The following is a 25230-nucleotide window of genomic DNA, read 5'->3' as shown; positions in this document are numbered from 1 at the left end:
ACGCTGCCCATGAGCAAACAACGCCTTTACTGCCTGGATGTCGGCCAGGGCATGTGTACCTATTTCGAAGGGTATGACGACGACGATAACGTCATTGCCAACGCCCTCTTCGACCTCGGCTCGACAAAAACCCGCCGCCGTGCGGGACGCCCGACCATCCAGTTTCTCAAGCAGCGGATCATCGCGCGCAGCGATGACGACGAAGGCTACCTGGACGCGGTCTTTCTTTCGCACAAGGATGCCGACCACATCAACCTGATCCGCGGCCTGCTGGAAGAACTGCCGAACATGAAGATCGGCCACGTATTCCATAGCGGTCGCTACAAGTGGTACGCCGGCAAGAAAACCAAGAATGTGCTGGGCGAACTGGGCAAGCGTACCGAGGATGCCAGCACCCACGTCTTGAACTTCGCCGTGGGCACCAGCAGTTTCCCCACGGGCGACCCGCAGCACTGGCACTCGATCTGGGGCAATGAGACCGTCAATGCCTATGTGATCGCGGTCAATACACCGATGGCCGATACCAAACAGGGAGTAGACGTCGATGTTGCCTACGCAGCCTACGATGAGCCCGACGGCAACCTGGCCAACTCGACCTCGCTGGGCATCTACCTACAGATGTTCAACGTCGGCGCGGTGATCTTCGGCGACGCGACCTTTTCCACCTTCCAGTTCGTCAATCGGCATTTCCTCGAACACAAAGTCTGGCTGTCCAATTCTTTCATGCTCCAGGCACCGCACCATGGCAGCCGCTCTACCACCTTCGGGCTGAAGGTGTCCAACGCGCTCATCAGCAAGGAGGCCGCGCAAGTGGTCAGGACCTTCGCCTCGCTGACCTACGGCGCGACAATCATCGTCAGCGCAGACACCAGCCATGACCATCCCTCCCTGGACACCATCAACGCGTTCTTGCCGTTCGCCGACCATCGCGGCCCCTGGTGGGCCGATGAACATGTCCAGCCCAATCACCTGGTCTCGACCTACTTCGACGTACCGCTTTCCAACACCCAGGGCGCGCTGAATACCAATTACACCTACCAGACCGACCAGAACTACTACACCAACCTGTACTGGGGGCGGGAAACCAAGAAAGGCAACTTCAGCTTCCCTCCGGCCAAGGAGTTGACGGCCCCGACCGCCGCGTTCGCCGAAGGCATGAACTGGGGCTACGAGGTGACTGCGCAATCCTCCGTGGACCAGCGCAACATCCGTTTCATCGGTTTTTCCAGCAACCGCCTGCCCAAGAGCAGCAAGCAGCTCGCCGAGGCCTTCGCCAGCGTTCCCCTGGCCGACGAGGTTGCCAGAACCAGCCCGCCGCCAGCACCTGCGCCCGCCAACGGGGCCGCCCGCGCGCCTGCACATGCACAGCGCAACCTGCGTCGTCTGACCCCGCGTCCCTGATGGGTCGTGCTGAAGCTCCAGTTTTTTCTCCGAGGTAACCTATGTCTGTCGCCACCGTTTACTCCGCGCTGAACGCCTCGATCCACGACGGCGTCATCGACCTCTGGCAAGCCTCGACACAATCCGTGCTGGCGCCGCTACGTGGTGTGCTGGAACTGTTCGGCATCCATGATTCCTGGCTGTTATCCAGCGCCAGCCTCAGCCAGGGGCTCGACCGGGTCACCCTCAGCGCCAGCGGCCATTTCGGCCAGCCCGGCGATCCGCAAGGCATGCGCTTCGCGGTCCATGGGCAATTGCTCTATACCCAGACCGACGCTAGCAGCGGTCTGTTCCAACTGAGCCTGGCCATCACCTCGACGGGCTGGACCTTCTCGGATTTCTTCAATCCCTACTGCCTGCCACAGACCCAGGGCGAGCCCGTCGATGGCGGCGACTCGGTGGTCTGGAAGCCCTCTTTCCTGCAAGGACTGGTACTGGAGGCCCCCGTGTTCCAGGCTGATAGCCGGACCGATGCCAGCCTGACGCTCTCGGGACGCCTGCCGGCCAACGACGCCTTTTCTGCCGCGCTGGACATGCTCGCCCCATGGCCGCTGGCCTTGAGCGGCACCTTGAAGATGCCGGCCACCTGGAGCGACGTACCGGTCATGGACCTGTTGGCCAGGGCCGCCGGTTCACCGGCGCTCAACGTCGGCTCGCCGGCACCAACAGGCGGCGGCCCGGCGGGCCTGGCACTGAGCAATCTCGGCCTGGAACTGCTGGTGCGCGATGACCTCGATGAAGCACTGTGGAACCGTACTAGCTTCTCGGTCATCAACCTGGTCGGCACCGTCAGCCTGGGCCGCGACAACGCGGCGCTGGTGGCCAACCTGTCCACGCCATTGCTGGTGGTGGGGGCGCAATGGCGCCTGACCGCCGTATTCGACCCGGCCCACGCCTCGATCGTTCGCGGCATGGCGCAACTGAGCACCATCTTCGGCCTGCCCGCCCTGCCCCTGCCGGACAATTTCCCGCTGCTGGAAACCTTCAAGTTTCGCGAGGTCGACCTCACCTTCACATCACCGACCGGAGGGGGACTCCCGCAATTGCAGGCATTGGGCGTGACCATCGGTTCCGACCAGCAATGGTCGCCGCCGGTCCCTTTTGTCACCCTGCACAGTGTTGGTACTCGCTGGGTCTGGGGCTGGGGCGCAATCAGCGTCGACGGTGGCGCAACACGCTATACCGGCACCGTCAGCGGCGCGGTGTTCGGCACCCTGCGCTTCGGCGACAACGCCAATACCGGTAAGAAAGTCGACATCGATGTCTCGGTCAGCCTGCCGCAGCTATACATCCAGGGCCAGATGCGCAATGGCGACTACATTCCCATCGGCCAGGCCTTCAGCTATTTCTTCGGCGCTCCGGGCCCAGCCGTGGGCGGCCTGCAAAGCGCCGTGGTCAGCGAGTTGGGGTTCGCCGCCGATCCACTGCTGCAGAATTATTCCGCCGAGACCCTGGTGGTATTCGGTGACCCGGACAACGACACACCCAGCGCCGACCAGGGCTGGGACATCAATCTAGTGGTGATCACCCTGCGCCTGGAAGAAATCGGCTTCTGGATCGCCTCGCAGAACGGCAAAGTGGGCGGTGGCCTGTCCGGGGTGTTCTCGTTCTTCCCCGCCGCCGCGAACGACGACTACGAGAGCCCGCGCCTGGTGTTCAGCGCCGATTACCCGGTGCAGGACCCGGACGCCCCCGAGGGTTGGCGCTTCGCCGGCGGGCTCTACCAGGGCACCAGCATCAACCTCACCGACCTGGTCGCCCAATTCCTCGGCCTCGGCCGGGCTCCGGCCTCGGTACCCGTGCTAATGGTGGACCGCCTCGACGTCAGCCTCTCCACCGGCGACAAGTCCTATGAACTGGGCGGCACCATCTCCATGCGCTGGACCCCGACCCTGTTCGGCACGGAGTTGAAGATCTCGGCAGCAGCCAGCATCGATATCGCCCGAAGCGGCAGCACGCCGGCGGACAAGCCAGCCTCGGGGCGTCTGAGCGGCGAGTTCTCGATCAACCGCATCGGCGTGGAAGTGGGCATGGACGTGGGCGTCGACGAGCCGACCTACCTGCTCAAGGTCTACGTCGATACGATCTGGGTCCAGGCCATTACCGCCTGGCGCGGCGACAAGGACAGCACCACCAACCCGCGCCACCAGGTGGTCTCGGTGCAACTGGGCGGCACCACCCTGGGCGACATGCTCGAGTACCTGGTCAACCTGGCTGCGCCGACCCTGGGCTTTACCCTTGACTCGCCGTGGGACGTGCTCAAGCGCATCGAGCTGTCCAGCTTCGTCTTCACCCTCGACCCGACCAACAACGTGGTCGAGTTCGTCTACAAGGCCAAGGTCGACCTGGGCTTCGGCAGCCTCTCGGCGATCGGCGTGCGCTATACCCGCGCCGGGGCCGGCAAGGTGGAACTGATTCTCGAAGGTTCGCTGCTGGGCAAGTCCTATACCGGCGACGATGCGCTGGCCTGGGATGTGGTCAACGAACCGCCGCCCGCCGTGCCGGGCACCGGGTCTTCGCTGGTAGAGCTGCGCTACCTGGGTATCGGCCAGCGCATCCGCCTGCAGAACCCGGTGGACACCGTGGCCGGCAACCTGGCCCTGCTCAAGCAGTTCATGCAGCCGGTGGAGAATCCCGGCAACCTGCCGAGCACCGGCAGCAGCGGGGTCGCCTTCTGCGCCGATAGCCAGTGGCTGATCGGCCTGGATATCGGCCTGATGGCCAATACCGTAGACCTCGGTTTCCTGTTCAACGACCCGATCCTCTACGGCCTGTCGGTCGGCCTCAACGGCGAGAAGGCCGGCAGCCTCGCCGGGCTGCGCTTCGAGATCCTGTACAAGAAGATTTCCGATGACGTCGGCATGTTCCGCGTCGAGCTGCGCCTGCCCGATGCCTTCCGTACCTTCCAGATCGGTATCGCCTCGCTGACCCTGGGCACCGTGGTGATCGAGGTCTACACCAACGGCAATTTCAAGGTGGACCTGGGCTTCCCCTACAACCAGGACTTCAGCCGTTCGTTCTCGGTCCAGGCCTATATTTTCATCGGTCGCGGCGGGGTCTATTTCGGCCTGCTCGACGGGGTCACTTCGAGCCAGGTGCCACGCATCAGCAACGGTACGTTCTCGCCGGTATTGGAACTGGGCATCGGCCTCGCGGTGGGGGTGGGCAAGGAGATCCGCGCCGGAATCCTCGGCGGCGGTGCCTATGTCGAAGTGCAGGTGATCTTCCAGGGCGTGCTCGGCTGGTTCAACCCGTCCAGTGCCGGGCTGCCGTCGGCCCAGTATTTCCGCGCCCAGGGCATCGCCGCCCTGCACGGCAAGGTCTACGGCTACGTGGATTTCAAGGTGATCAAGGTCTCGCTCAGCCTTGAGGCCTATGCCCAGGTCAGCGCGCTGTTCGAGTGCTACCGACCCACCGAATTCACCCTCAAGGTCTCGGTGCGCGCCGAGGCCAAGGTGAAGATCCTGTTCATCAAGATTTCCTTCAGTTTCCATGTCTCGCTGGAGCTGTCTTTCACCCTCGGCTCGGTGCAGCAGACGCCATGGATCGTCGCGCCGGGCGGCGACCCCAAGGGCTTCCAGAGCAGCCGCCTGCTGGCCGCGCCGGGACGGGCCGGCAGCCTGTCCGGCGGCTACGGCCCTCGGGCACGGCGCAATCGCGCGCAGCGGGTAGCGGTGCTCAGCGCCCAGCATCTGCACCAAGTGCTGCTGCGCAAGCGCGCGAGCAATGCCCTGGCGCTGGTCGAGGGCAGCAACTGGGACTGGGACCCGAGCCGCAGCCAGTGGCCCGACGGCCAGCCGCGCAGCGCCCTGCTCTATCTGCTGCCGAGCATTTCCATCGGCGATTTGCCGGTGTCCTGGAGCGGCCCGGCCCAGGCCGATGCAGCGCCCAACTACCGCGCCGCGTTCATTCTCTGCGCCAACTCCGGGGTCGACCCACAGGCACCGACCGCCCGCGCCGAAGCCCGGCGCTCAGCACTGCACCACGCCCTCGCCGCCAGCGCCGAGGACACGGCGAGCCTGACCCCGGACCTGTGGGTGCGTACCGTGCTGCTCTATGCGCTGTACGCCATTCCCGATGGCCCGCGGACCGAGACCGATCCGCTCACCGCCGGCCAACTCGCCCTGCTCGCCGCCGTCCTCGACGACCCGCAAAGCGCCGATGTGGCCTTTGCCTGGAGCCATCTGGAGACCCTGTTCGCCACCAACCTGCACCTGCTGCTGGGTGCCGATCCGGGCGCGGTCACCGAAGTCGGCGGCATGGTCGCGCCGCTGCCGCCGGGCCTGACCCGCAGCGGCACGCCAGGCGGAACCCTGAACTTCGCCGAGGTCAACCCGGTCGGTCCCTGGTACGAATGGCAACTGGCGCAGTACATGGGCCAGTACCTGCCGGTGGGCGGTGCCAGCGGGCCGCGTCCGGCCCTGGACGATCCGGCGACCTACGAGTCCTTCCCGACCTTCATCTTCCGCGACTACTGCCTGATGCTGGCCAAGGCCGCCGTGCAGGAAGCCGGCGACCTGCTGGCCAGCACCACGCTCAGCGTCGCCGACGACGGCAGCGGCCAGGGTCAGTCCCTGGCGCAACTGGCGGCAGGCTTCGCCAGCGCCACCGTCGACTACCCGGTACGCGCCGGGGATACCGTAGAAAGTGTCGCCCAGGCCCTGGGCGCCAGCAGCGCCGAGCTGCTATTCCTCAATCCCGCTCTGGAGCGTCAGTTGGCCAGTGCGCCGGTGGGCAGCCGCCTGCCGGTGAACCTCGGCATCGCGCCGGAGGTGCTGGCCGAGGACAACGCCAATGAAGCCTTCGCACTGCACAGCGTCGAGCTGGGCACCCTGATTCACCAGGCCGCCAGCGGCGAAACCCTGGACGCCATCGCCAGCCTGTTCAACCTGGCCAGCAGCAGCCTGCTGTTCGAGGCAGACGGCAGCGGCCTCGGCGAATCCGCCGAACTGCTGGACCCAGCGATGCCCTTCGACCTGCCGCTGCGGACCTGGAACAACGGCCCAGCCGACGCGTTGCTGGCCGCCGCCACGGCCTATGTACGCTATCGCCGGCCACCCCTGCTCGCGGCGGACTGGTACGCCCAGGCGGTATTCGACGGCAATGCCGAACTGATCGCGCAACTGAGCCGCAACGACCTCAGCCTGAACAGCCAGGAACTGCCGCCTGGCCAGACCCTCCGGGTGCCCCAGGGCTTCAATGCGCTGGAGCCGACCAGCGCCTACATCACCCAGCCCGGCGACACCCTCGACCGTATCGCCGCGACCCTGGCCCTGGTCCAGGTCTATCCCACGCAGTCGCCACCGGAAGCGCCGGACTGGCAGGCCTTCCTCGGCGCCGTCAGCGACCTCGGCGACCACACCTATGTGCTGCCGCTCACCCATGACCTGTATGCCGTCGCCGGGGAAAGCCTCGACGATCTGGCCCGGCGCTTGCTGCTGGACGTCAGTTGGACTTCCAGCAACGACCCGGCACTGGGCACCTGGCAGTATGCCTGGGCGAACATCCTCGCCTGGGCCGGCCCGGCCGCCTTCCTCGCGCCCCTGGCCCTGGTACCGGTGCCGAATGCCGTGGCCAAGGTCGGCGAAGACCAGAGCCTGAGCTTCACCCTGCTGGCCAACACTTACGGACTGAGCATTGCCGATGCCGCCGTGCGCCTGGAAAATCTCGCCGGCCTCTACGCCATCGACACCGTACTGAACGTGACCCAGGTGCCGGTGATCAGCATCGACCGACTGCTCGACCAATTGCTCGGCGGCGAAGCCCTGCCGCGTATCGTCAACCAGGGCTCGCGCTCGCTGATGGCCGGCCTGCGCGCGCCGAAGCCGGTGACCGACGCCCAGGGGCATGCGGTCGCCGACCCGCAACAACCCACCCCGCTCTACGACCTCACCGGCCAACAGTTCGACCTGGCGGTGGACACCTCGCCGGACAAGGCCGACGAACCCGCGCTGGACATGACCCTGACCGCCCAGAGCAGTTGGATCAGCCTGGTGGACAGCGCGGTCGCCGATGCCAACACCCTGCCAGCCAGCCGCTTCCTCGCCCGCAGCGAGATCCCCGTCGGTATGGCGGTGCCCACCGAAGTGGTGCAGAGCCTGAACTACCGCTACAGCAACGCGCAGATCATCGCCATGGGCCCGGCCACCAGCCTGAGCCTGCCGGTGGTCAAGGCGCCAGCGGCCATGGCCCTGGCCGGACGCTCGCCGAAAGCCTACGGCCTGACCCAGCGTATCGAACTGCAAACCCCGGTGGTCCTGCCGATTCCCGGCATGGACGCCCCGCCCGTGGGTGCCCAACCGACCCTCTGGCCGCTGCCGGCGGATCTGCGCGCCAAGGCCCTGAGCGGTTCCAGCGTGGCCTACGACCTGCTGACCACCGCCGAAGGCGCCAGCGCCGGGCGCGATGCGGTCGCCGTCGAGAGCGCCACCTGGGCCTGCCGCATCCCCGTGGCGATCAAGCAGATCAACGACACCCTGACCCTGTTCGCCCTGCAAGGCGTGGACGAGGCCGAGCGCCCGACCTTGCTGGCTTTACGCGCCTGGCTGGCGGCCGGCGAAAGCGCCGGCACGGTGGTCAAGGTACTGGCCCTGCCGGCGCCGAATGCCGGCAATGCCGCCGGGGTCAGCGTGCTCGACGGCACGCCGGAGCAGACCTGGCTGATCCAGGCCAACCTGTCCACGGAAAGCGTGCCACGCGCCCCTGACGTCACCCTCGGTCGGGTCCACAGCCTGGCCCGTGACGGCGATCCGGCCCCGGCCGCGTCGCTGAATGAGCTGGAGCGCTTCGTCACCCTGCTCTGGGAAGGCAGCGTGGTCGGTGGCTCCGGTTACACCCTGGGCCTGGAAAAAGGCCTGCCGGCCAGTGCCCTGGATGCCAATGGCGTCGCCACTATCGATCTGCTGGTGATCGCCGGCACCCAGCAGGCCAGCGCGCCGCAGGGCCGCAGCCTGTTGCCGTTCAATACCTGCGCGCTGGTCGCGCCGGGGCTGGATGCAACCATCGGCACCCTCTATGCCGAGGACCATAACGAAGAAGACACCATTCTGCAGGCCCTGGTACCGGCGGGCAGCGTCGGCTTCAACCTGACCCTGGACGCGCCGCCGGAACAGGCCGAGAGCACCGCCCAGTTGCAGGCCCGCAGACTCTTCAGCCTGCTCGGTACGCAGATTCCGGCCAGCCAGGATTCGCCCTTCGCCATGGCGGCTTCGGGCATGCCGGCACCGCCCACCCCGGTGGACAAGGACGCGCCCCCGGCGTGGAAACGCGAGCGCCTGATCCGTCGCGGTGTGCTGCGCGACAAGCGCCTGGCCGAAGAGGCCGATGCGTACTGGCTGTATGAGCAGATCCTGCCGCTGTACCGCTTCGCCACACCGTCGCCACTGCCGCGTGTGCTCGGCCTGCCGAGCCCGGACGACGACCCGTATCGCGGCTTCGGCTGGGCCACAAGCCTGCCCTCGGCCCTGGTCGAGCTGAACTTGCAGGACATCTTCGGCAACCAGACCGGCGCCAACTCCGCCGGCCAGGGTCAGGTCAGCCTGCCCAGCGGCTATACCGATCCATTGCTGGGCGTCGGTGACTGGCCGGCGCAGGTCAGTGCCTGGGCGGTCAGCGTCAGCGATGCCCAGGTGACCCTGAGCATCAGCCTGGAGGCGCGCCCGGCCACGGTGATGCCGTCGCCAAGCCAGCCCGGCGATGCCGCCGCGCAAACCGCCGAGCGCCAGGCCGAAGCCTACGCCAAGGCCTACTACCAACTCGGCCAGCCGCTGAGCGCGGCGGTGGAAACCAGCCTCGACATCAGCGCCGCCCACGGTATCGACCAGCAGCCGCTGTGGCGCTTCGCCGCCGCGTCCCAGGCCTTCAGCGCCAGCGCATCGCGCCTGGGTGCCGCCCGTGCCCCGGCCAATGCCACCCTCGCCTCGCTGGCCGAGGACTACAGCCTGCGCTACGCGGAAATGGCCCTGGCCAACGCGCAAGTGCCAATGCAGGCCCTGTTCGGTGTCGGTGCCCTGCTGAAGGTCCCGGCCTATGCGCTGTTCGCCGAAAACGACACGGCGCAGAGCATCGCCGCTATCACCCGCCCCAGCGGCTGGCCGAGCATCACTGCCGAGGCGTTGCTCGCTGCCCGCGAGAACGGCGAGCTGCCGCTGCGCAGCGGCGCGGTACTCAAGGTGTCGCCCGCACTGACCCGCAATACCGCCGACGGCAGCGCCAACCTGGCGACCCTGGCCAATCTCCTCGGCACCCTGCCGGGGTTGCTGGCCGGAGATAACGCCAGCCTGACCATCCTCACCCCGGGCATCACCTTCTCGGTCGCGGTGTCCGAGGCCGAGCAGGTGTCGGTCACGGTGACCGAGGCCGATGCACCGGCGCCGATCCGCTCGCTGGCGCAGGTCTGCACCGCCTTCGCCGCCCTCGGGGTGAATATCAGCGTCACCGACCTGGGCCAGAGCCATCAGGCGCTGCCGGCGATCTTCCAGGCCAACCAGCTGATTTCCAGCACGGTCTGGGTCGCGGGCAACGACGACAGCCTGGGGCACAACGGCAGCGGTCTGGACCAGGCAGCCCTGGCGGCGCTGAATACCCGCTCGGTCAATCTGTTCGAGATGGGCACGCTGTTGTATCTGGGCGACTTCAACGCCGGTGCGGGGATCAGCGCCGACGGCGCACAGACGCTGCACCAGTTCGCCGATGCCCACGCCTGCCCGGCGGAACTGCTGCTGGGTGCCAACCCGGATCTCGCGGTGCCGGCGGACGGCGCCTTCGCCCTGCCAGGCCGGGTGAGCTGGCCGAGCGACGCGGCACAGGTGCGGGTGCCCTACACGATCCAGGGCGGCGACAGCCTCGACACCATCGCCCCGCGTTTCGCCCAGAACACCCTGGACCTGGCCACGGCCAACCTGGAGATGCCAGTGGTCGTGGCCGGTGGCGTGACCCTGAGCATCCGCGTCGGCGGCCAGTCCTACAGCCTGACCACCGCCGCCAGCGGGCAAAGCCTGGCCGTCACCCTGAGCCAGCTGCAACAGCTGGCGCCTGCGGCGACCCTGGCGGATCTGCTGGCAAGCATGGGAGACGATAGCCAGGCGCTGAACCCGGGCGCCCTGCTGATCTGCGCCCCCGCGCAATTCGCCAGCGCCACCGCACCATCGGCGATTGCCGGGCTGCTGGGAGTCAGCGCCGGAGCCTTCGCCCTGGCCAACGTCGGTACGCCAAACCTGATCGCCAGCGGTATCCGCCTGGATGCCCCGCAAGGCCAGGCCAGCGTGGTCACCCAGGCCAACGACTGCCTGAACAGCCTGATCGTGCGCTTCGCCGAAGCCGGGGTGCAGGTCAATGCCCAGGAAATCGTCGAAACCCCGGCGAACGCCGACAAACCGTTGTTCGCCGCCGCGGCACCGGCCCTGGTACCGCCGAGCGGGATGCGTATCCGCTTGCCGATCGGTGCCAGCGGGCCTTATCCGGGGCCGGCCTTCCCGCTCAATGTGAGCCTGACCCTGAGCCGGCCGACGGCGCTGATCAACCCGGACTTCGCCGCCGATAACAGCGCAGGCGTGTCGCGCAGCAGCAGCCCGATCCCGGCGCCCCTAGTACCTGCGGCTGAGGACCAGGGCGGCGGCCTGGCCTTCAATGCCTTTATCGCCGCCATGCGTGCGGCCCTGCCCGACCTGCGTATCGCCACCGGCCGCGCCCTGGAGGACAGCCGCGATCTGTGGGCGGTGAACTTCGGCGACACCGGGATCCGCTCCCTGAGCATCGCCGGGGCCACCACGGTGCCCGGGGCTCCGGGTCCGCAGCCACGCTTCTTTGCCCTGACCCCGCTGTACAAGAGCCTGGTCAGTCGCCAGGGCGTCGGCCTCAACGTTTTGCTGCCCGACGGCACGCTGTCGCAAGCCAGCAGCCAGCACGACTTCCAGGGCATCGACGTGGAGCCCTGGGCCGGGCGTTTCCTCTCGGACATGGACCGCATCCTCGGCGCCAGCAACGTCGCCGCGCTGTACCGTACCCCGGATACCCGTCAGACCCTCAGCGACCTGGTGGCGGTCAAGCGCCAACTGGCCGGGGCTATTCCCGAGGGGCTGGAGCCGGTCCTGGCAATCAGCGACCCGGATGCCGTCGCCGGCCAGGCGGCTGCGGCCACCACCCTGCAACAGCAACTGGGCGTCAACCTGTCCCGGGCCTGGAGTGCCTCGACCCTGGTGCAACTGAACCGCGAGGTCGCGTCGGCCTGGCAAGACCCGCACAGTGCATTGCTGCCAGCGGACATGTTCGGCGGCATCGAAGTCACCAGCGGCGGCGAGGAACGCTCCTGGAGCATGAGCGCAGGCAAGTGCTGGCTGACCGACTTCTCGCCGTTCATCACCCTGCTGCTGACCGAGTCCGATCCCGCCAGCCACCGCACGGTCACCGCCAACATGGCCTTCGGCATCACCGACCTGGAGCGCAATATCACCAGCGCCGGCCTGCCCGACGGCTATGCTGCGTCGCAATGGCTGACCTTCGTCCCGCCGCTGAGCGGCAGCGACCTTCCAGCGGCGTTGAGCGTCAACCTGGGTGAAGTCTCGGTGCCGATTGCGCTGCGGGATTTCCCGGCGCTGCCGGTGATCGTCGAGCAACGCGCCAGTGCCACCGCGCTGAACGCCGAACTGCGCCAGCGCCTGCGCAGCGGCCGCGCCCTCAGTACCCTGCGCGCAGACAGCGAGGTCAGCCTCGCCAGCCTGGCGCTGTGGGACCACCGCTTCACCTACTCCCACGAGCATGCCGAGCAGGACGACGTCAGCCTGACCCTGAGCTACAACCTGCGCCCCGACCCGATGATGCGACTGGCCGTCAGCGAGGTGGATCTGTTCATCGAGTTGGCGCGCTATATCGCCGTGGCCGATGGCCTCTGGGACATCCTCGGCGACCTGCCGCAAAGCGGCGCCCTGACGCCGGTGCAGAGCAATGCAGCCAATACGCTGCGCGATCTGGCCCGTGCGGTCGCCGGCAGCTGGAACGTGCGCCTGGTCGACAGCCGCCCGGATGCGCGCCTGCAGGCCCCGGACACCGATCAGTTCAGCTTCCAGGCGCGGGTCACCGACCGGGGTGGGCCGCAGACCAGTCGCGAAGTCGCCAGTCTCGGCTTGACGGCACTGAGCGCTGGCGTCGGTCCCGACGGGCAATGGCCGCAGGTCTGGGCATTGACCGCCGCGGGCTTGATGGTGCAATTGGAGCGCACAAGCGTCTCGGCCAGCGAGTCCCGTTACGAGGTGGCGCCGGGTGTCCATGTCCCGGCGTCGTGGCCGACCTTCAGCCTGGTCTTCGCTGGGCTCAACGTCGCCCGCTGGCAGAACGCGACGGGCTCGATCCTGGTCCAGCGCAACCAGAAACTGCTGGGTGCCGACGGGCCCTCGACCAATCCGGCGTTCGTGTTCCAGACCGATCGGGTCGAAGCCGCCAGCGTGGCCACCCCACTCAATGCCTGGGACCAGCGCGTGCCGCTGGCGACTGCCCCTACCACGATCAGCGCGGCTCTGCAGGCGGCCTTCGACAGCCTGTTCGGCGACGCTGCGGAAAATGGCGGGCTACGCATCACCGTCGGGGTGGCCTATGCCTACGAGCTGGCCACCGACCCACTGGAACCGAACCATGGATTGGTCGGGGAAACGCCGGTGTACCTGTATCCCAACCAGACGCTCGACAGCAGTACGGCAGGCAATCTGCAAACGGCGGTGGATACCTGGCGCGAGCAGGCCAATCCGCAGCGGGATGGCGGGGAATGGGTGTTTTCGTTGACCCTGTATTCGTCGCTGGTGGAGGACCGGCGACCGTTGCTGGTGATCGGGAATATGTATCTGCCGATGCTGCTGGAGCAACGTTGACGCCGCTCAGAGGATGATGTGCGGCGCGACGGCTGCACATCCGAGGGGGCTCTCACCGTCCTGCCGTTTGTCAGCCTTACCCCCTGCCGACTTGGCAGGGTTGTGGAACGCATGGCGGCAACTGGAGGATGCCGCCGTTGGTTGCTGATTCAAGGCTTCAGGGCCTCAGCAGATTCTCGGCAGTTGTTCGCCCGACAACCAGTCCACCACCCTGCGCCCGCCGAATCGAGTCTGCATCTGCACGAAACCGTGGGCGTCTTCAAGGACCGTACCGATACGCACCGCATGTTCGCCCAACGGGTTGAGGCGCATACAGTCGAGCAGCGGCTGGGCGTCTTCTTCGGCGCAGATTGCGATCAGCTTACCCTCGTTGGCGATGTACAGCGGGTCCAGGCCCAACAGTTCGCAAGCGGCCTCAACCTGCGGCTGCACGGGAATCGCCGCTTCGTCCAACAGCATGCCGACTCCGGACTGCCCGGCAATTTCGTTCAGCGTGGTCGCCAAACCGCCTCGGGTCGGGTCGCGCAGTACGCGCAGGCCGGGAGCGACCGCGAGCATCTGCGCCACCAAGCCATGCAGCGCCGCACTGTCAGACAGGATTTCGGTCTCGAACGTCAGCCCTTCTCGCTTGGACATGATCGCCACACCGTGTTCGCCGATGCTGCCGGACACCAAAATCGCATCGCCGGGGCGTGCGCGATGCCCGCCCGTGTCGACCCCGTTGGGGATAATGCCGATGCCGGTGGTGCTGATGAACACGCCGTCGCCACTGCCGCGTTCCACGACTTTGGTGTCGCCAGTGATGATCGGCACCCCGGCATCGCGGGAGGCGCGGCCCATCGACTCGACGATGCGCTTGAGGTCAGCGAGGGCAAAGCCTTCCTCGATGATGAAGCTGGCTGAGAGATAAAGCGGCCGCGCGCCGCCCATGGCGACGTCGTTGAGGGTGCCATGCACAGACAAGCTGCCAATGTCGCCACCGGGGAAAAACAGCGGCGACACCACGTGCGCGTCGGTGGCCATGACCATGCGTTCGCCGGGTTTGAGTTCCGGGCTGAAGGCGGCGCCATCGTTGCCCTGGCGCAACCACGGGTTGTCGAAGGCGGCGACGAATAGCTCTTCGATCAACTGCGCCGAAGCGCGCCCGCCAGCACCGTGGCCCATATCGACCACGCCGTCGCGAAAATTGAGGGGGCGTACATAACCGCGTTTTACGGGGGAACGGCCGGTCATACTGCAACAACCTCGATGTCTTTATAGCGCCCGTAGGCGTAATGAGCGGCGCAGGCGCCTTCGTTGGAGACCATGCACGAGCCCATGGGGTTTTCCGGGGTGCATACGCTGCCGAACAGGCGGCAGTCGGTGGGCTTTTTCTGGCCGCGCAGGATCGGCCCGCATTCGCAGGCTTTGTTATCGGCCACGGCGCGGTAATGCAGGTCGAAGCGTTTTTCTGCATCGAAGGCGGCGTACTCTGCGCGAATGCGCAAGGCGCTGAACGGCACCTCGCCAAGCCCGCGCCATTCGAAGCTCTCACGCAGTTCGAAGATCTCGTCCATCAAGGTCTGGGCGGCGCTGTTGCCATTGCGGCCGACGGCGCGGACGAATTCGTTTTCGACCTCGGCGCGCCCGTCGTTGACCTGGCGCACCAGCATCAAAATCGCTTGTATCACGTCCAGCGGTTCGAAACCGGCAATCACCACCGGCTTGCGGTATCGGCGGGCGAACTCGGCGTAGGGTTCGGAGCCAATGATGATGCTCACATGCGCCGGGCCGACGAAGCCGTCCAGTTCCACCGCCGCCGGATCTTGCCCGGGGGCGGCAAGGATATGCTCGATGGCCGCCGGGGTCAGGACATGGCAGCACAGCACGCTGAAGTTTTTCAGGCCGCGAGCGGCGGCGTCGCGGATCACCAGGGCGGTCGGCGGCGTGGTGGTTTCGAAGCCAATGGCCAGGAACACCACTTCACGCTCGGGGTTGGCCTCGGCGATTTTCAGCGCATCGCTGGGCGAGTAGATCATGCGGATATCCGCGCCTTGTGCCTTGGCGCGTAGCAGCGAGAGGCCACCGGACGCCGGCACGCGCAGGGTGTCGCCATAGCTGCAGAGGATCGCTCCGTCCTCCAGCGCCAGCTTCACCGCCAGGTCGATACGCCCAATCGGCAAGACACACACCGGGCAACCGGGGCCGTGGATCATGCGGACATTGGCGGGCAGCAAATCGCTCACGCCGTAACGCGATATCGCATGGGTGTGGCCGCCACAGAATTCCATGAAGCGGTATTGGCGTTCCGGCCGGACTTCGTCGCGGATGCGCTCGGCAATGCGTTGTGCCAGTTCGCCGTCGCGGTATTCATCGATGTACTTCATAGGGCTTCCGGTTGCAGGCGGTCCAGCTCTTCGAACATGGCCAGGGTCCGCTGGGCTTCTTCGGGGTCGATCAGGCCGAGGGCGTAACCGACGTGGACGATCACGTAGTCGTCGACCTGGGCTTGCGGCACCAGCGCCAGGGAGATTTCCTTGCGGATACCGCCCAAGTCGACGAGTGCGTTATCGCCGGCGCGCAATTCGAGCACGCGTGCGGGAATGGCTAGGCACATGCTTGGGATTCCTTCAATGGCAAAGCGGGTTGGCGCTGCGGGTCGCGCCAGTGCGCGGCAACCCAGGCTTGCCCCAGAGCCAGCCCGGCATCGCCGCAAGACACAGCCTGCGCGCTGAAAACCGGCAAGCCCCTGGCGCTCAATCGTTGCGTGAGCCGGGCACTGAGCAGGCGATTGGCGAAGCATCCGCCCCCGAGCAGCACCGGCAGCGTGGTGGATTGGTGCTCGATCCAGTCGGCGAGAGCGGCGGCCAGCGTCAGGTGAAACAGCGCCGCGCCTTCTGCGCTGCGTGCGCTGTCGGCGAGTTCGAACAGGCGGGTCAGCAGCGGGAGCAGATCGAGCACGCCGTCAGCGCGGAGGTGCCACAGGCCGTCGATGGCAGGCTCGGCGTGGGTTGCCAGGTATTCAGCGGCCAGACGCTCCAGGGCAATGGCCGCCTCGGCCTCGAATTGTTGACGCACGCTGATGCCGAGAATCCCCGCAGCGGCATCGAACCAGCGGCCGGCGCCGCTGCTCGGCGGGCAGTTGAGATTGCGCGCGAGCATCTGCGCGACAGTGTTCGCGCTTTGTTCGCCGACCAGCGGCCCGAGCCGCCTGAGGATTTCATCGTCGCGCCCCAGCAGATGCAGCGCCGCGGCGGCCAGGCGCCAGGGTTCGCGGGCGGCCACATCGCCACCGGGCAGCGGCAGTGGCAATAGATAACCGAGTCGGCGCCAGGCATCGCTGGCCACCCAGAGCAACTCGCCGCCCCAGGCTGCGCCATCGCTGCCAAGGCCCACGCCGTCCAGCGCCAGGCCGAGTACCGGGCCGTCGAGGCCATGTTCGGCCATCAGCGCGGCAATGTGCGCGTGGTGATGCTGCACGGCTACGGCGGGCACGTTGAGTTTTTCCGCCAGCGTCACCGCCAGTTGCGAGCTATAGAAATCCGGGTGCAAGTCATGGGCGATGGCTTGCGGCGTGACTTCAGCGCACGCCAACAGAACGTCCAACGACGCCGCCAGGTCCAGGCAGCTTTGCGGGTCGCCCAAGTCACCGTGGAGTGGCGACCACAGCACCTGATCGCCCTGCAACAGGCAGGCGGTGTTCTTCAGCCACGCGCCACAGGCCAGCACCGGCGGCCAGACCTGCGCGCCAGGCAGTTTTTCGCTACGCATGCGGGGCCTCCACCTGAGCTTTGAGGCGGGCCAGTTCAGCTTCCAGTTCGGCGATGCGCGCGGCGCGTCGGTCAACCTCGGGGGCGCCGGCCAGCAACCAGTCGAGCCAGGCATCCAGCCCGGTGCCGTCGCGGGCGCTGAGCTGGATGATCTGGATCTGCGGGTTGACCTGTCGCGCATAGTCCAGGCAGCGCTGCACGTCGAAATCCAGGTGCGGCAACAGGTCGATCTTGTTGAGGATCATCAGGCGCGCCGCGGCGAACATGTCCGGGTACTTGAGGGGTTTGTCTTCGCCCTCGGTCACCGACAGGATCGCCACTTTGCCCGCCTCGCCCAGATCCCAGAGCGCGGGGCAGACCAGATTGCCGACGTTCTCGATGAACAGCATGCCGGCCGGCTCACCGCCGTCATGGGCGTGATGGCTGTGTTGATGCTGTTGAGTCTGTACGTGGGCGTGCGGCTGCTGATCAACGTGGCTATGCACAAACGGCTGATGCGTGTGACCGGCCGCGTGCAGCGCGTCGTGCAGCGGCAGGCGGCTGTAGGCTTCGGTGATCATCCGGGCATCGAGGTGGCAGCCTTTGCCGGTGTTGATCTGGATCGCGGGTACGCCGGTTTCGCGGATGCGCTCGGCGTCGTGACGGGTTTGCTGATCGCCCTCGATCACCGCCAGCGGCAAGTCGGCGCGGCGCTGGCGCAGGGCCATGAGGGTGCTGCACAACAGGGTGGTCTTGCCGGAACCGGGGCTGGACACCAGATTGAGGGCCAGTACGCCGTGGGCGGTGAAGTTTTCCCGGTTACGCGCGGCGTGCCGGTCGTTTTCGCCGAGGATGTCTTGCTCCAGGCGGATGGTGCGGGCCTGGCTCATGCCGGGCACTGAAACCCGCGCCTGACCCGCGCCGTAATGCAGGTCGCCGGTAGCGTCGACCTGCACATCGCTATCGGTGGCCGGAGCTTCGGTCTTGTCGTGTGAATGCCCGGTTCCGCAACCGCAGACGACGCACATGGTGTACCTCCAAAATCAAACGATTAATGATCCTCGACCTGCAGGTCGAGGATGCGCAATTCAGTCCCGCCGGTGGGTTGCAGCCAAAAGCCGCCGCATTGCGGGCAGCCGGCGCCGCGCTCGATCAGCGGCACGCTGATGGCGCAATCCAGGCACCAGGCCTGGCCCGGCGGTTGTTCAATATCGATTTGCGCACCGGCCAGCAAGGTGCCGGGCGCCAGTGCTTCAAGGGCGAAACGCAGCGCCTCGATTTCAACGCCGGCCAGCGTACCGGCCTCCAGGCGCAGGCGGCTGACCCGCACGAACGGATCGCGCCTGGCCGCCGCCTCGACGGCGCTGAGAATGCCGCCCGCCAGACTCACTTCATGCATGAATAATGTCCTCGTTCGATGCTGCTTCTAGCTCGAGGGTGAAGCCGATGCACGGGTCGAAAGCCGCGATCAACAGCTCAGCGCGACGTCGCGTGGCCGGATCGCCGGCTGACATCGTCGCCAAACCCTGGGCCAGCGCGCCGTGGGGATGAAGGTTCCATTCGGTCGGCGCGATGACCTGATAGTCGCGGATCAACACACCGGCATTCATTCGCTCCAGACAGACCCGGTGCAACAACAGGCCGCGCGACGTTTCGCTCCAGGCCAACGCCTCGTCGGGCCCCAGCGCCAATGCGCCGAGTGCCAAGCCAGCGGGCTGTGGCAGCGAGAGCCGCGCCAGTTCGGCGAGGCGCGCGCCCAGACGCAGCCAGACGCTGGCGTAGCGTTGTGGGTCGGCCTCACGCGCGCGGGTCCAACTGCCCGTCTCACAGGGTAGCCCGAAGGCCACCGGATGCAACGCAAAATCGCTGGCCTCTCGCAGTTGGGCGGCCACCACCTGCAGCGCTTGGGTGTTGCCGGCCAGCGACAGGGCATGCACCGGCAGTTGCAGGGCGTGGGCATCCTCGCGGCAATCGGCCAGGGCGTGCGCCAGCCAATGATCGCTGCGCTGGCTCCACTCATCGAGCGCGCTGAACGGCTCGGCGTCCCATCGTTCAAGCCATTGCGCCACCGATTCGCCCAACCAGGCGGACATCGCCTGTTGCGGGGCGTGTTCCCAGGCATGCAGTTGGCTGAGATCGGGGCGCACCGACGGGTTACCCAGCAACCGCGGCCATTCGAGCAGCATACGCCGCACATGCTCGCGGCGGGTTTCGGCCTCCAGCATGCGCTGGGTGTTGGGGTCGATGGGGGTTTCGCCATGCAGTGCGGTGTCGACGGCCAACGCTGCGGTCAAGCGGTGCGCTTGCCCGCACAGGCTATAGAGCAACGGCAAGTGGGGCGCGGCGGTCTGTGGCGGCTGGCCGCGCAACAAGGTGGCGGCAAGCGCCGGACGCCCGCCGACAATGGCGGGCTGCTGGCCGGGACGCACCCGCAATGAGCCGCCGAGCCGTGCCAAGCCTGCCATGGCGATCATTGCGCCCCCCCGGACACGCGTCCGAACAGCAAGCCACGGCGGCTGATGGCCGGGCGTTCCGGTGCGCGTTCGGGCGCGTCCCGCAACAGCGCCAGCACCTGCTCGGCGGTTTGCCGGGCCGCGTCCTGATCGGCGAATTCAAACATCGGTGAAAACAGCGAACAGCTCTCGTAGCCACCGATGCCTTCACCGTCTGCGCCAATGAAGGTCAGGCACTGCCCGCCAAATTGATGTTCGCCTGACGCCCCCTGGGCCAGGAGTGTGCCGCGGTTCTCCGGCAGCCAGATCAGGTTCATGAACCAAGGGGTGATCAGAACACCCAGCACCCCGGTTGCCGCGTTTTCCCCGGCGATTTGCGCGCTGAAACCCACCGCCTCGACCACCAGTTGTTGATTGAGAAACGGCAACCCGCGCATGCGTGTCTCGGCGATGCCCTGGAAGTGCGCGCACAGGGTCTGTGCCTGTTGCGCCGGGCCGTCTTGGCGCTCAGACAGGTTCATCGATCACCATGAACTGCTCGGCATCGCCATCGCAATTCGGGCAACGCCAATGTTCCGGCAATGCGGAGAACGGCGTACCCGGCTCAATCTGCCAGACCGGGTCGCCGTCCCGCGGGTCATACACCCACCAGCAGATTTTGCATTCCAGGCGGGTGGCGTCGCTGATCCGGGCGTTGTCGCCGCCGTAGCTGCCTTCGAAGCCGGTTTTTTCGTTCATCGTGACCTCACTGCCCTTCGAACCACTGGATAACGTCTTCGAAGCGCTCCAGTGAGTCGGCCAGGTCTTCGGGGGCGGCGCAGATCACTTCCGGCAGGTCGGTGATTTCGATGGTGTCGAGGATTTGCGCATCCTGTGAGTTGAAGTACGTGATGCGCCAGCAGTTCTGGATCCGGGTCGCGCTGATCAGGCAATTGCCATAGCCACGGGCCAAGGCGCGCACCGGGCCGGCGGGCAAGTAGGCGTCGAGGAAGGCGATGTCCTGTTCGGACAACGGCAGCAAGGTCAGGTTGATGACATGCACCTGATCGCCGGGTTGCCAGTGTTGGCTGCGGTCTTGTACCTCGGTCAGGATCGCCGGGGCGTTCATGACGCCGAGCGGCAACGTTGACGACAAGTCGAAATCCGCCGGTCGGGCCGCCGCGCGGGCATTGCCGCGCAGTTGCGAAGGCGCGGCGCCCACTTCGACGTGATCGTAGCCCTGGCCGTAGATGCGCCATACGCCGGCGAAGATCGATTCCTGGATACGCAACGACGGCTGCGCGGCAATGATCGCGCTGACCTCGCCTTCGCCCAGCAATTGGTCGAGCAGCTTGCGGTCGCCTGTTTCCAGGCCACTGAGGTCGACGCTTTGCGTGGTCAGGCCGTTATTGCAGTCGCGCAGGCATTGCAGCAACGCTTGCAATGCGTGCCGCGCACCGGGCAGCGCCGCAAGCTCTTCAGGTTCGGGCAGCACCGGAATGCTATGGGTATACATGCCCTGAGGCATGCTGATGTATTCGAGCACGTCCTCATCGTCGGGTTGCGAGCCGGGGCCGATATCCACCACGGGGATGTAGTTCAGCGGATCGAACTCCACGGCGTGGCTTTGTGCATCGCGGTGATTGGCATCGTGGTTCATTGGCAACCTCCGGGGGCGCTGACCGGGGCACCGGCAAGCAATGGAATGCGCGCGTTGCTTTGGCTCACGGCAGCTTCCGCCAGGCGCAGGTATTCGTCCCAGTCGAGCATGCCGCTGAAGGTGCTGACGTAACCCGCATCGCGCAGCCACACCAGCGACGGCCAGCGGCGCACGGCAAAGCGCGCGGCGATGGCTTCTTCATCGGCGCGACCGACCACGCCCAGGCGCAGGCTCAATTGGTGGCGGCGCGCGATTTCCACGCGCAGTTCCGGCAACACCACGGCCACGTCCAGGCATTCGGGATGGCGTACCGGGTCACCGCACAGCAGCAACAGGCAGTCGCCCCCTTCGGCAAGCCAGGCATCGAGGTTGTCGGCGTCGATCCAGGTCGCGTCGAATTGCTCCACCAGCCGGCTGATCAAGGCCGGGATGGCGAGTGTCACGGGAATGGGCGCCATGAAAACAGCGGAGTCGCTCATGTGGGGTCCTTGACTGACGGTTGAGGTGGGGTGAGCGCGGCAGGCGCAAGGGGTGGCGACGCGTGGCCCAACAAGGCCGCCAGTTGCTCGGCGTTCATGGCCGAGGGCAGGCTGAAACCCGGCACGCTGTCGGGCTGCGGGGCCGTGCCGAACAGGGCCGCTTCGAGCAGGCGCAGGGTGGAGTCGATTTCGCTGGCGCGTTGGGCGTCGAGGCGTTCACGGGCGGCGTCGAGAAAGATCAACAGCCAGTCGCCGACCGCACACGGGCCGACCAGTGACAGGTCGATACGGCGTTCTTCGCCGTGGCGGTCGCGGCAGCGGGCGAAGCCCAACTCGGCCGCGATCACTTGCATGGGCAATCCGATGCACATATCAGGCGCGCCTGGCGAGGATGCGTTCGTCGCCGATCCGGCAGGCTTGCTGTTCGGACGGGCGTTCGTTTTCGTAGCGTTGCAGTTCGAGGTGCGGCAGGGTCACCGCCTCTTCACCCGCGAGTGGCGAGGCGCGCTTGTGCGGTGCCGCGCCCCAACTTTCGAGCACGCGCAGCGCCTCATCCAGCGCACCTTCCATGGCGGCCCTGACGCTGGGGCGCAGGCTGCCACCGTAGTCCATCATGTTTTCCGGCTGGCAACCGATCAGCAGCACGCGTGTCGGGTAATGGCCGGTCAGTTGCGCGAGCATCAGCACCTCCTGAAAGCCGGTCTGGTGCAGGCTGAGCTTTTTGATGCCGAGGAATTTGGGGACATCGTCGTCGGCGATGAACTTCAGTTCGCCAGGCGCGAGGTTGTAATCCACGGCGTCGAAAATCAGCAGGTAATCGGCTTGCTGAACATGCTGGATCAAGTACAGGCCTTGCGTGCCGCCATCGATCAGCGCCACGTTGTCGGCGAACTCATAACGCTGTTGCAAGGCTTCGACGCAACGAACGCCGAAGCCTTCGTCGGCCCACAGGAGATTGCCGATACCCAGCACAGTGATCTGCGGCAGTGTCGGTTGGAGAGGACTCATGGCGGTTTCTACCAATGTGGTCATTTTTTAAAGGTCTTGTAGCCGGAAATCATTGCCCCGACCAAGCTCAGGCGCCCGTTGATTTCTTCGCGCACGGCGGCATAGATGTGGAACATGACGAATAGCACAATCACCCACATGCCCAAGTGATGCAGGACATGCACATTGTTGGATTGCCCCAGCAGCGGCAGTACCCAACCGAAGGTGCGTTCCTGCCAGGAGCCCATTTGCGCGCCTTCGCCATACAGCGCGAAGCCGGTCAGGATCATGAACAGCGAGGACAGCAAGAAGATGAAAAACATCGCGAAACGCGACAGCGGGTTGTGGCCGAACATCGGTTTTGGCGTCGGCCCGATGAACAGGTAGTAGCGCACCCAAGCGAGCATGTCGGCCCAGTAGACCTTGCTGGTCAGCGGCACCGAGAACAGTTCGCGGGCGTGATGATTGCCCACCAGCGCCCAATAGGCGCGCCCGATCATGGCGATGGTGAAAATGTACGCCGCGCTGAAATGCGCAAAGCGGATGTAGCCCATCACGAAATGGTCGCTGGCTTCGCCCGGTTGGGTCGCCAGCGGCGAACCGATCAGGTAGCCGGTGATGGCCAGCACCACAATGCAGGCGGCATTGATCCAGTGCCACAGGCGCACGGGGGCCTCGTACACGTATTCCGACGCGTCGAGGGGGCTTTGAGTAGGTTGAGTCATAGCGTCACCTTTGGATGGGCAGGCGCCGTGGCGCCTGCCGAATGCAGCGTTGAACAATCGATCAACTGACCTTGACTGTGCTCAGCTCCGCGCCGTCCTCGCTCATCACGTGGGTGGCGCAGGCCATGCAAGGGTCGAAGGAATGCAGCGTGCGCAGGATTTCCACGGGCTGATCGGGGACGGCCACCGGCGTGTTCATCAGCGCGGCCTCGAAAGCACCGATCTGACCCTTGGCGTCACGCGGGCTGCCGTTCCAGGTGCTGGGCACGACGCACTGGTAGTTCTCGATCTTGCCGTTCTTGATCCGAATCCAGTGGCCGAGCGCGCCGCGTGGCGCGGCAACGATGCCGACCCCTTTGGCCTCGGCAGGCCAGGTGGACGGGTCCCATTTTTCGACGTTGGCGGTGGCACGGTCGCCGTTGCGGATGTTGGTCATCAACTCGTTCCAGTCGTCGACCATCATTTCTGCGCAGTACTCGGCTTCCAGGGCGCGGGTCAGCGTTCGGCCGATCGTGCTGGGCAACAGTTGCTTGGCGCTGAGGTTGGTTTCCGCCAGGCCCAGGGCTTTTGGCAAGTCGAGGTTGACGGCTCGCAGCGAACCTTCCAGTTGTTCCTTGACCCGCTGGCAATGCGGGTTGCCTTTGAGGGCATGGGCATAGCCCAGGATGTAACGCGCCAACGGCCCGACTTCCATGGCGTGGCCGCGCCAGCGCGGCGATTTGACCCACGAATATTTGGCGCTTTCGTCGACTTCTTCGATGTTGGTGCGGGTGCCCTTGGTCTTGGCGCCCAGCTCGTAGTTCGGCTCGGTGATGCCGTCCCACGGGTGCAGGCCCTTGTCGTTGTCCGGGTAGTTGTACCAGGAGTGAGTCACGAACTCTTGCACTTGCTCGGGATCACGCGCGTCGACAGGCAGGATTTCGTCCCAGTTACCGTTGAGGATCGCCCCGCCCGGCAATTGGTTGGTGCTGTCGTCGTAATTGACCTTGGCGTAGGTGCCGTAATCCATCACGTTGGTCGCCGACAAACCACCGCCGTGCAGCCAGCCTTTTTGCTTGTAGATAGTGCCAATGGCCAGCACGTCCGGCACATACACGTTGCGGCAGAAGGTCAGCGCTTCGTCGATGCGCGCCCGCACGAAGTTCAGGCGTTCCATATTCAACGGCGCACCGGCGGCCAGGTCACCATCGATATTGATCGCGCAGGGCACGCCGCCGACCAGGTAGTTGGGGTGCGGGTTCTTGCCACCGAAGATGGTATGGATCTTCACCCACTCTTTCTGCAGGTCGAGGGCTTCAAGGTAATGGGTCACGGCCATCAGGTTGGCTTCAGGCGGCAGTTGGTAAGCCGGGTTGCCCCAGTAACCATTCATGAACGGCCCGAGCTGACCGCTTTCAACGAACTTCTTCAGACGGTTTTGCACGTCGCGGAAATAACCCGGTGAAGACAACGGGTGAGCCGGCGAAACGGTCTGCTGCAATTCCGAGGTGCGCTTGGGGTCAGCCTTGAGCGCAGACACCACGTCCACCCAGTCCAGTGCATGCAGGTGATAGAAATGCACGGCGTGGTCATGGACTTGCAGGGTCTTGGCCATCATCTCGCGAATCAAGTGCGCGTTCGGCGGGATGCGAATGCCCAGCGCGTCCTCTACCGAGCGCACCGAGGCCAGCGCGTGGCAACCGGTGCAGACGCCGCAGATGCGCTCCACGAATGCCCAGGCGTCACGTGGGTCGCGGCCCTTGAGGATGACTTCGAGGCCGCGCCACATGGTGCCGGTGGAAACGGCGTTGCGGATAACGTTGTTGGCATCGAGGTTGACCTCGACGCGCATGTGGCCTTCGATACGGGTCACAGGGTCGACAACGATACGTCGGCCTGTGTTGTTGAGGTCGAAACCCTGAGTCGAATAGGTGCTCATTGG

The 25230-nt window shown here is 65.9% G+C and carries 17 protein-coding genes; 2 read left to right on the top strand and 15 right to left on the bottom strand.

The genetic code is table 11. The features are described from left to right. The first annotated feature begins 9 nt into the window (after window positions 1-9). Together INT12_RS16175 and INT12_RS16170 are read left to right on the top strand one after the other, a co-directional pair. On the top strand, window positions 10-1401 hold the full coding sequence (locus INT12_RS16175; RefSeq protein WP_017845607.1) for a hypothetical protein: 1392 nt from the start codon (window positions 10-12) through the stop codon (window positions 1399-1401). Window positions 1402-1442: 41 nt separating this feature from the next. Next, on the top strand, window positions 1443-13298 hold the full coding sequence (locus tag INT12_RS16170) for a hypothetical protein (RefSeq protein ID WP_193058919.1): 11856 nt from the start codon (window positions 1443-1445) through the stop codon (window positions 13296-13298). Window positions 13299-13463: 165 nt separating this feature from the next. Here INT12_RS16170 and hypE read toward each other — a convergent pair whose 3' ends face one another. The 15 genes from hypE to INT12_RS16095 form a co-directional block, all read right to left on the bottom strand. Then, window positions 13464-14531: a hydrogenase expression/formation protein HypE gene (hypE, locus tag INT12_RS16165; RefSeq protein ID WP_108524028.1), complete on the bottom strand. Its 1068-nt coding sequence runs from the start codon at window positions 14529-14531 to the stop codon at window positions 13464-13466. Continuing rightward, entirely contained in the window at window positions 14528-15664 is a 1137-nt protein-coding gene (hypD, locus tag INT12_RS16160; RefSeq protein WP_169883511.1) for a hydrogenase formation protein HypD, read from the bottom strand. The genes hypE and hypD overlap by 4 nt, the downstream gene beginning before the upstream one ends. After that, window positions 15661-15894, bottom strand: a complete 234-nt coding sequence (locus INT12_RS16155; protein ID WP_193058918.1) for a HypC/HybG/HupF family hydrogenase formation chaperone — start codon at window positions 15892-15894, stop codon at window positions 15661-15663. Before INT12_RS16155 ends, hypD begins: the two co-directional genes overlap by 4 nt. Further along, window positions 15885-17048: a carbamoyltransferase HypF gene (locus INT12_RS16150; RefSeq protein WP_193058917.1), complete on the bottom strand. Its 1164-nt coding sequence runs from the start codon at window positions 17046-17048 to the stop codon at window positions 15885-15887. Before INT12_RS16150 ends, INT12_RS16155 begins: the two co-directional genes overlap by 10 nt. After that, a complete protein-coding gene (hypB, locus tag INT12_RS16145; protein ID WP_046484087.1) occupies window positions 17041-18054 on the bottom strand; it encodes a hydrogenase nickel incorporation protein HypB in 1014 nt (337 codons plus the stop codon). The genes INT12_RS16150 and hypB overlap by 8 nt, the downstream gene beginning before the upstream one ends. 23 nt (window positions 18055-18077) lie before the next feature. Beyond that, window positions 18078-18425: a hydrogenase maturation nickel metallochaperone HypA gene (locus INT12_RS16140; RefSeq protein ID WP_017845600.1), complete on the bottom strand. Its 348-nt coding sequence runs from the start codon at window positions 18423-18425 to the stop codon at window positions 18078-18080. Beyond that, window positions 18418-19500, bottom strand: a complete 1083-nt coding sequence (locus INT12_RS16135) for a HoxV (protein ID WP_193058916.1) — start codon at window positions 19498-19500, stop codon at window positions 18418-18420. The genes INT12_RS16140 and INT12_RS16135 overlap by 8 nt, the downstream gene beginning before the upstream one ends. Continuing rightward, window positions 19497-20000: a [NiFe]-hydrogenase assembly chaperone HybE gene (gene hybE / locus INT12_RS16130; RefSeq protein WP_193039749.1), complete on the bottom strand. Its 504-nt coding sequence runs from the start codon at window positions 19998-20000 to the stop codon at window positions 19497-19499. Before hybE ends, INT12_RS16135 begins: the two co-directional genes overlap by 4 nt. Next, window positions 19987-20217, bottom strand: coding sequence for a rubredoxin (locus INT12_RS16125; RefSeq protein WP_017845597.1), 231 nt, complete (start codon window positions 20215-20217; stop codon window positions 19987-19989). Before INT12_RS16125 ends, hybE begins: the two co-directional genes overlap by 14 nt. A 7-nt stretch (window positions 20218-20224) precedes the next feature. After that, window positions 20225-21118 (bottom strand): hydrogenase expression/formation protein, encoded by an 894-nt coding sequence (locus tag INT12_RS16120; RefSeq protein WP_017845596.1) that lies wholly within the window; start codon window positions 21116-21118, stop codon window positions 20225-20227. Next, window positions 21115-21597 (bottom strand): hydrogenase, encoded by a 483-nt coding sequence (locus tag INT12_RS16115; protein WP_193039748.1) that lies wholly within the window; start codon window positions 21595-21597, stop codon window positions 21115-21117. The genes INT12_RS16120 and INT12_RS16115 overlap by 4 nt, the downstream gene beginning before the upstream one ends. Then, window positions 21594-21968: a HypC/HybG/HupF family hydrogenase formation chaperone gene (locus INT12_RS16110; protein WP_017845594.1), complete on the bottom strand. Its 375-nt coding sequence runs from the start codon at window positions 21966-21968 to the stop codon at window positions 21594-21596. Before INT12_RS16110 ends, INT12_RS16115 begins: the two co-directional genes overlap by 4 nt. Window position 21969: 1 nt before the next feature. Then, a complete protein-coding gene (locus INT12_RS16105) occupies window positions 21970-22605 on the bottom strand; it encodes a HyaD/HybD family hydrogenase maturation endopeptidase (RefSeq protein WP_026139853.1) in 636 nt (211 codons plus the stop codon). Between the two features lie 20 nt (window positions 22606-22625). Next, window positions 22626-23309, bottom strand: coding sequence for a Ni/Fe-hydrogenase, b-type cytochrome subunit (gene cybH / locus INT12_RS16100; RefSeq protein WP_017845592.1), 684 nt, complete (start codon window positions 23307-23309; stop codon window positions 22626-22628). Window positions 23310-23370: 61 nt separating this feature from the next. After that, window positions 23371-25227 (bottom strand): nickel-dependent hydrogenase large subunit, encoded by a 1857-nt coding sequence (locus INT12_RS16095; protein ID WP_017845591.1) that lies wholly within the window; start codon window positions 25225-25227, stop codon window positions 23371-23373. Between the last annotated feature and the right edge of the window lie 3 nt (window positions 25228-25230).

This window comes from Pseudomonas sp. K8 (assembly GCF_014889455.1).
GTDB lineage: Bacteria > Pseudomonadota > Gammaproteobacteria > Pseudomonadales > Pseudomonadaceae > Aquipseudomonas > Aquipseudomonas veronii.
The sequence above is the reverse complement of the archived record's forward strand: the minus strand, read 5'-3'. Positions and strand labels throughout refer to the sequence as shown.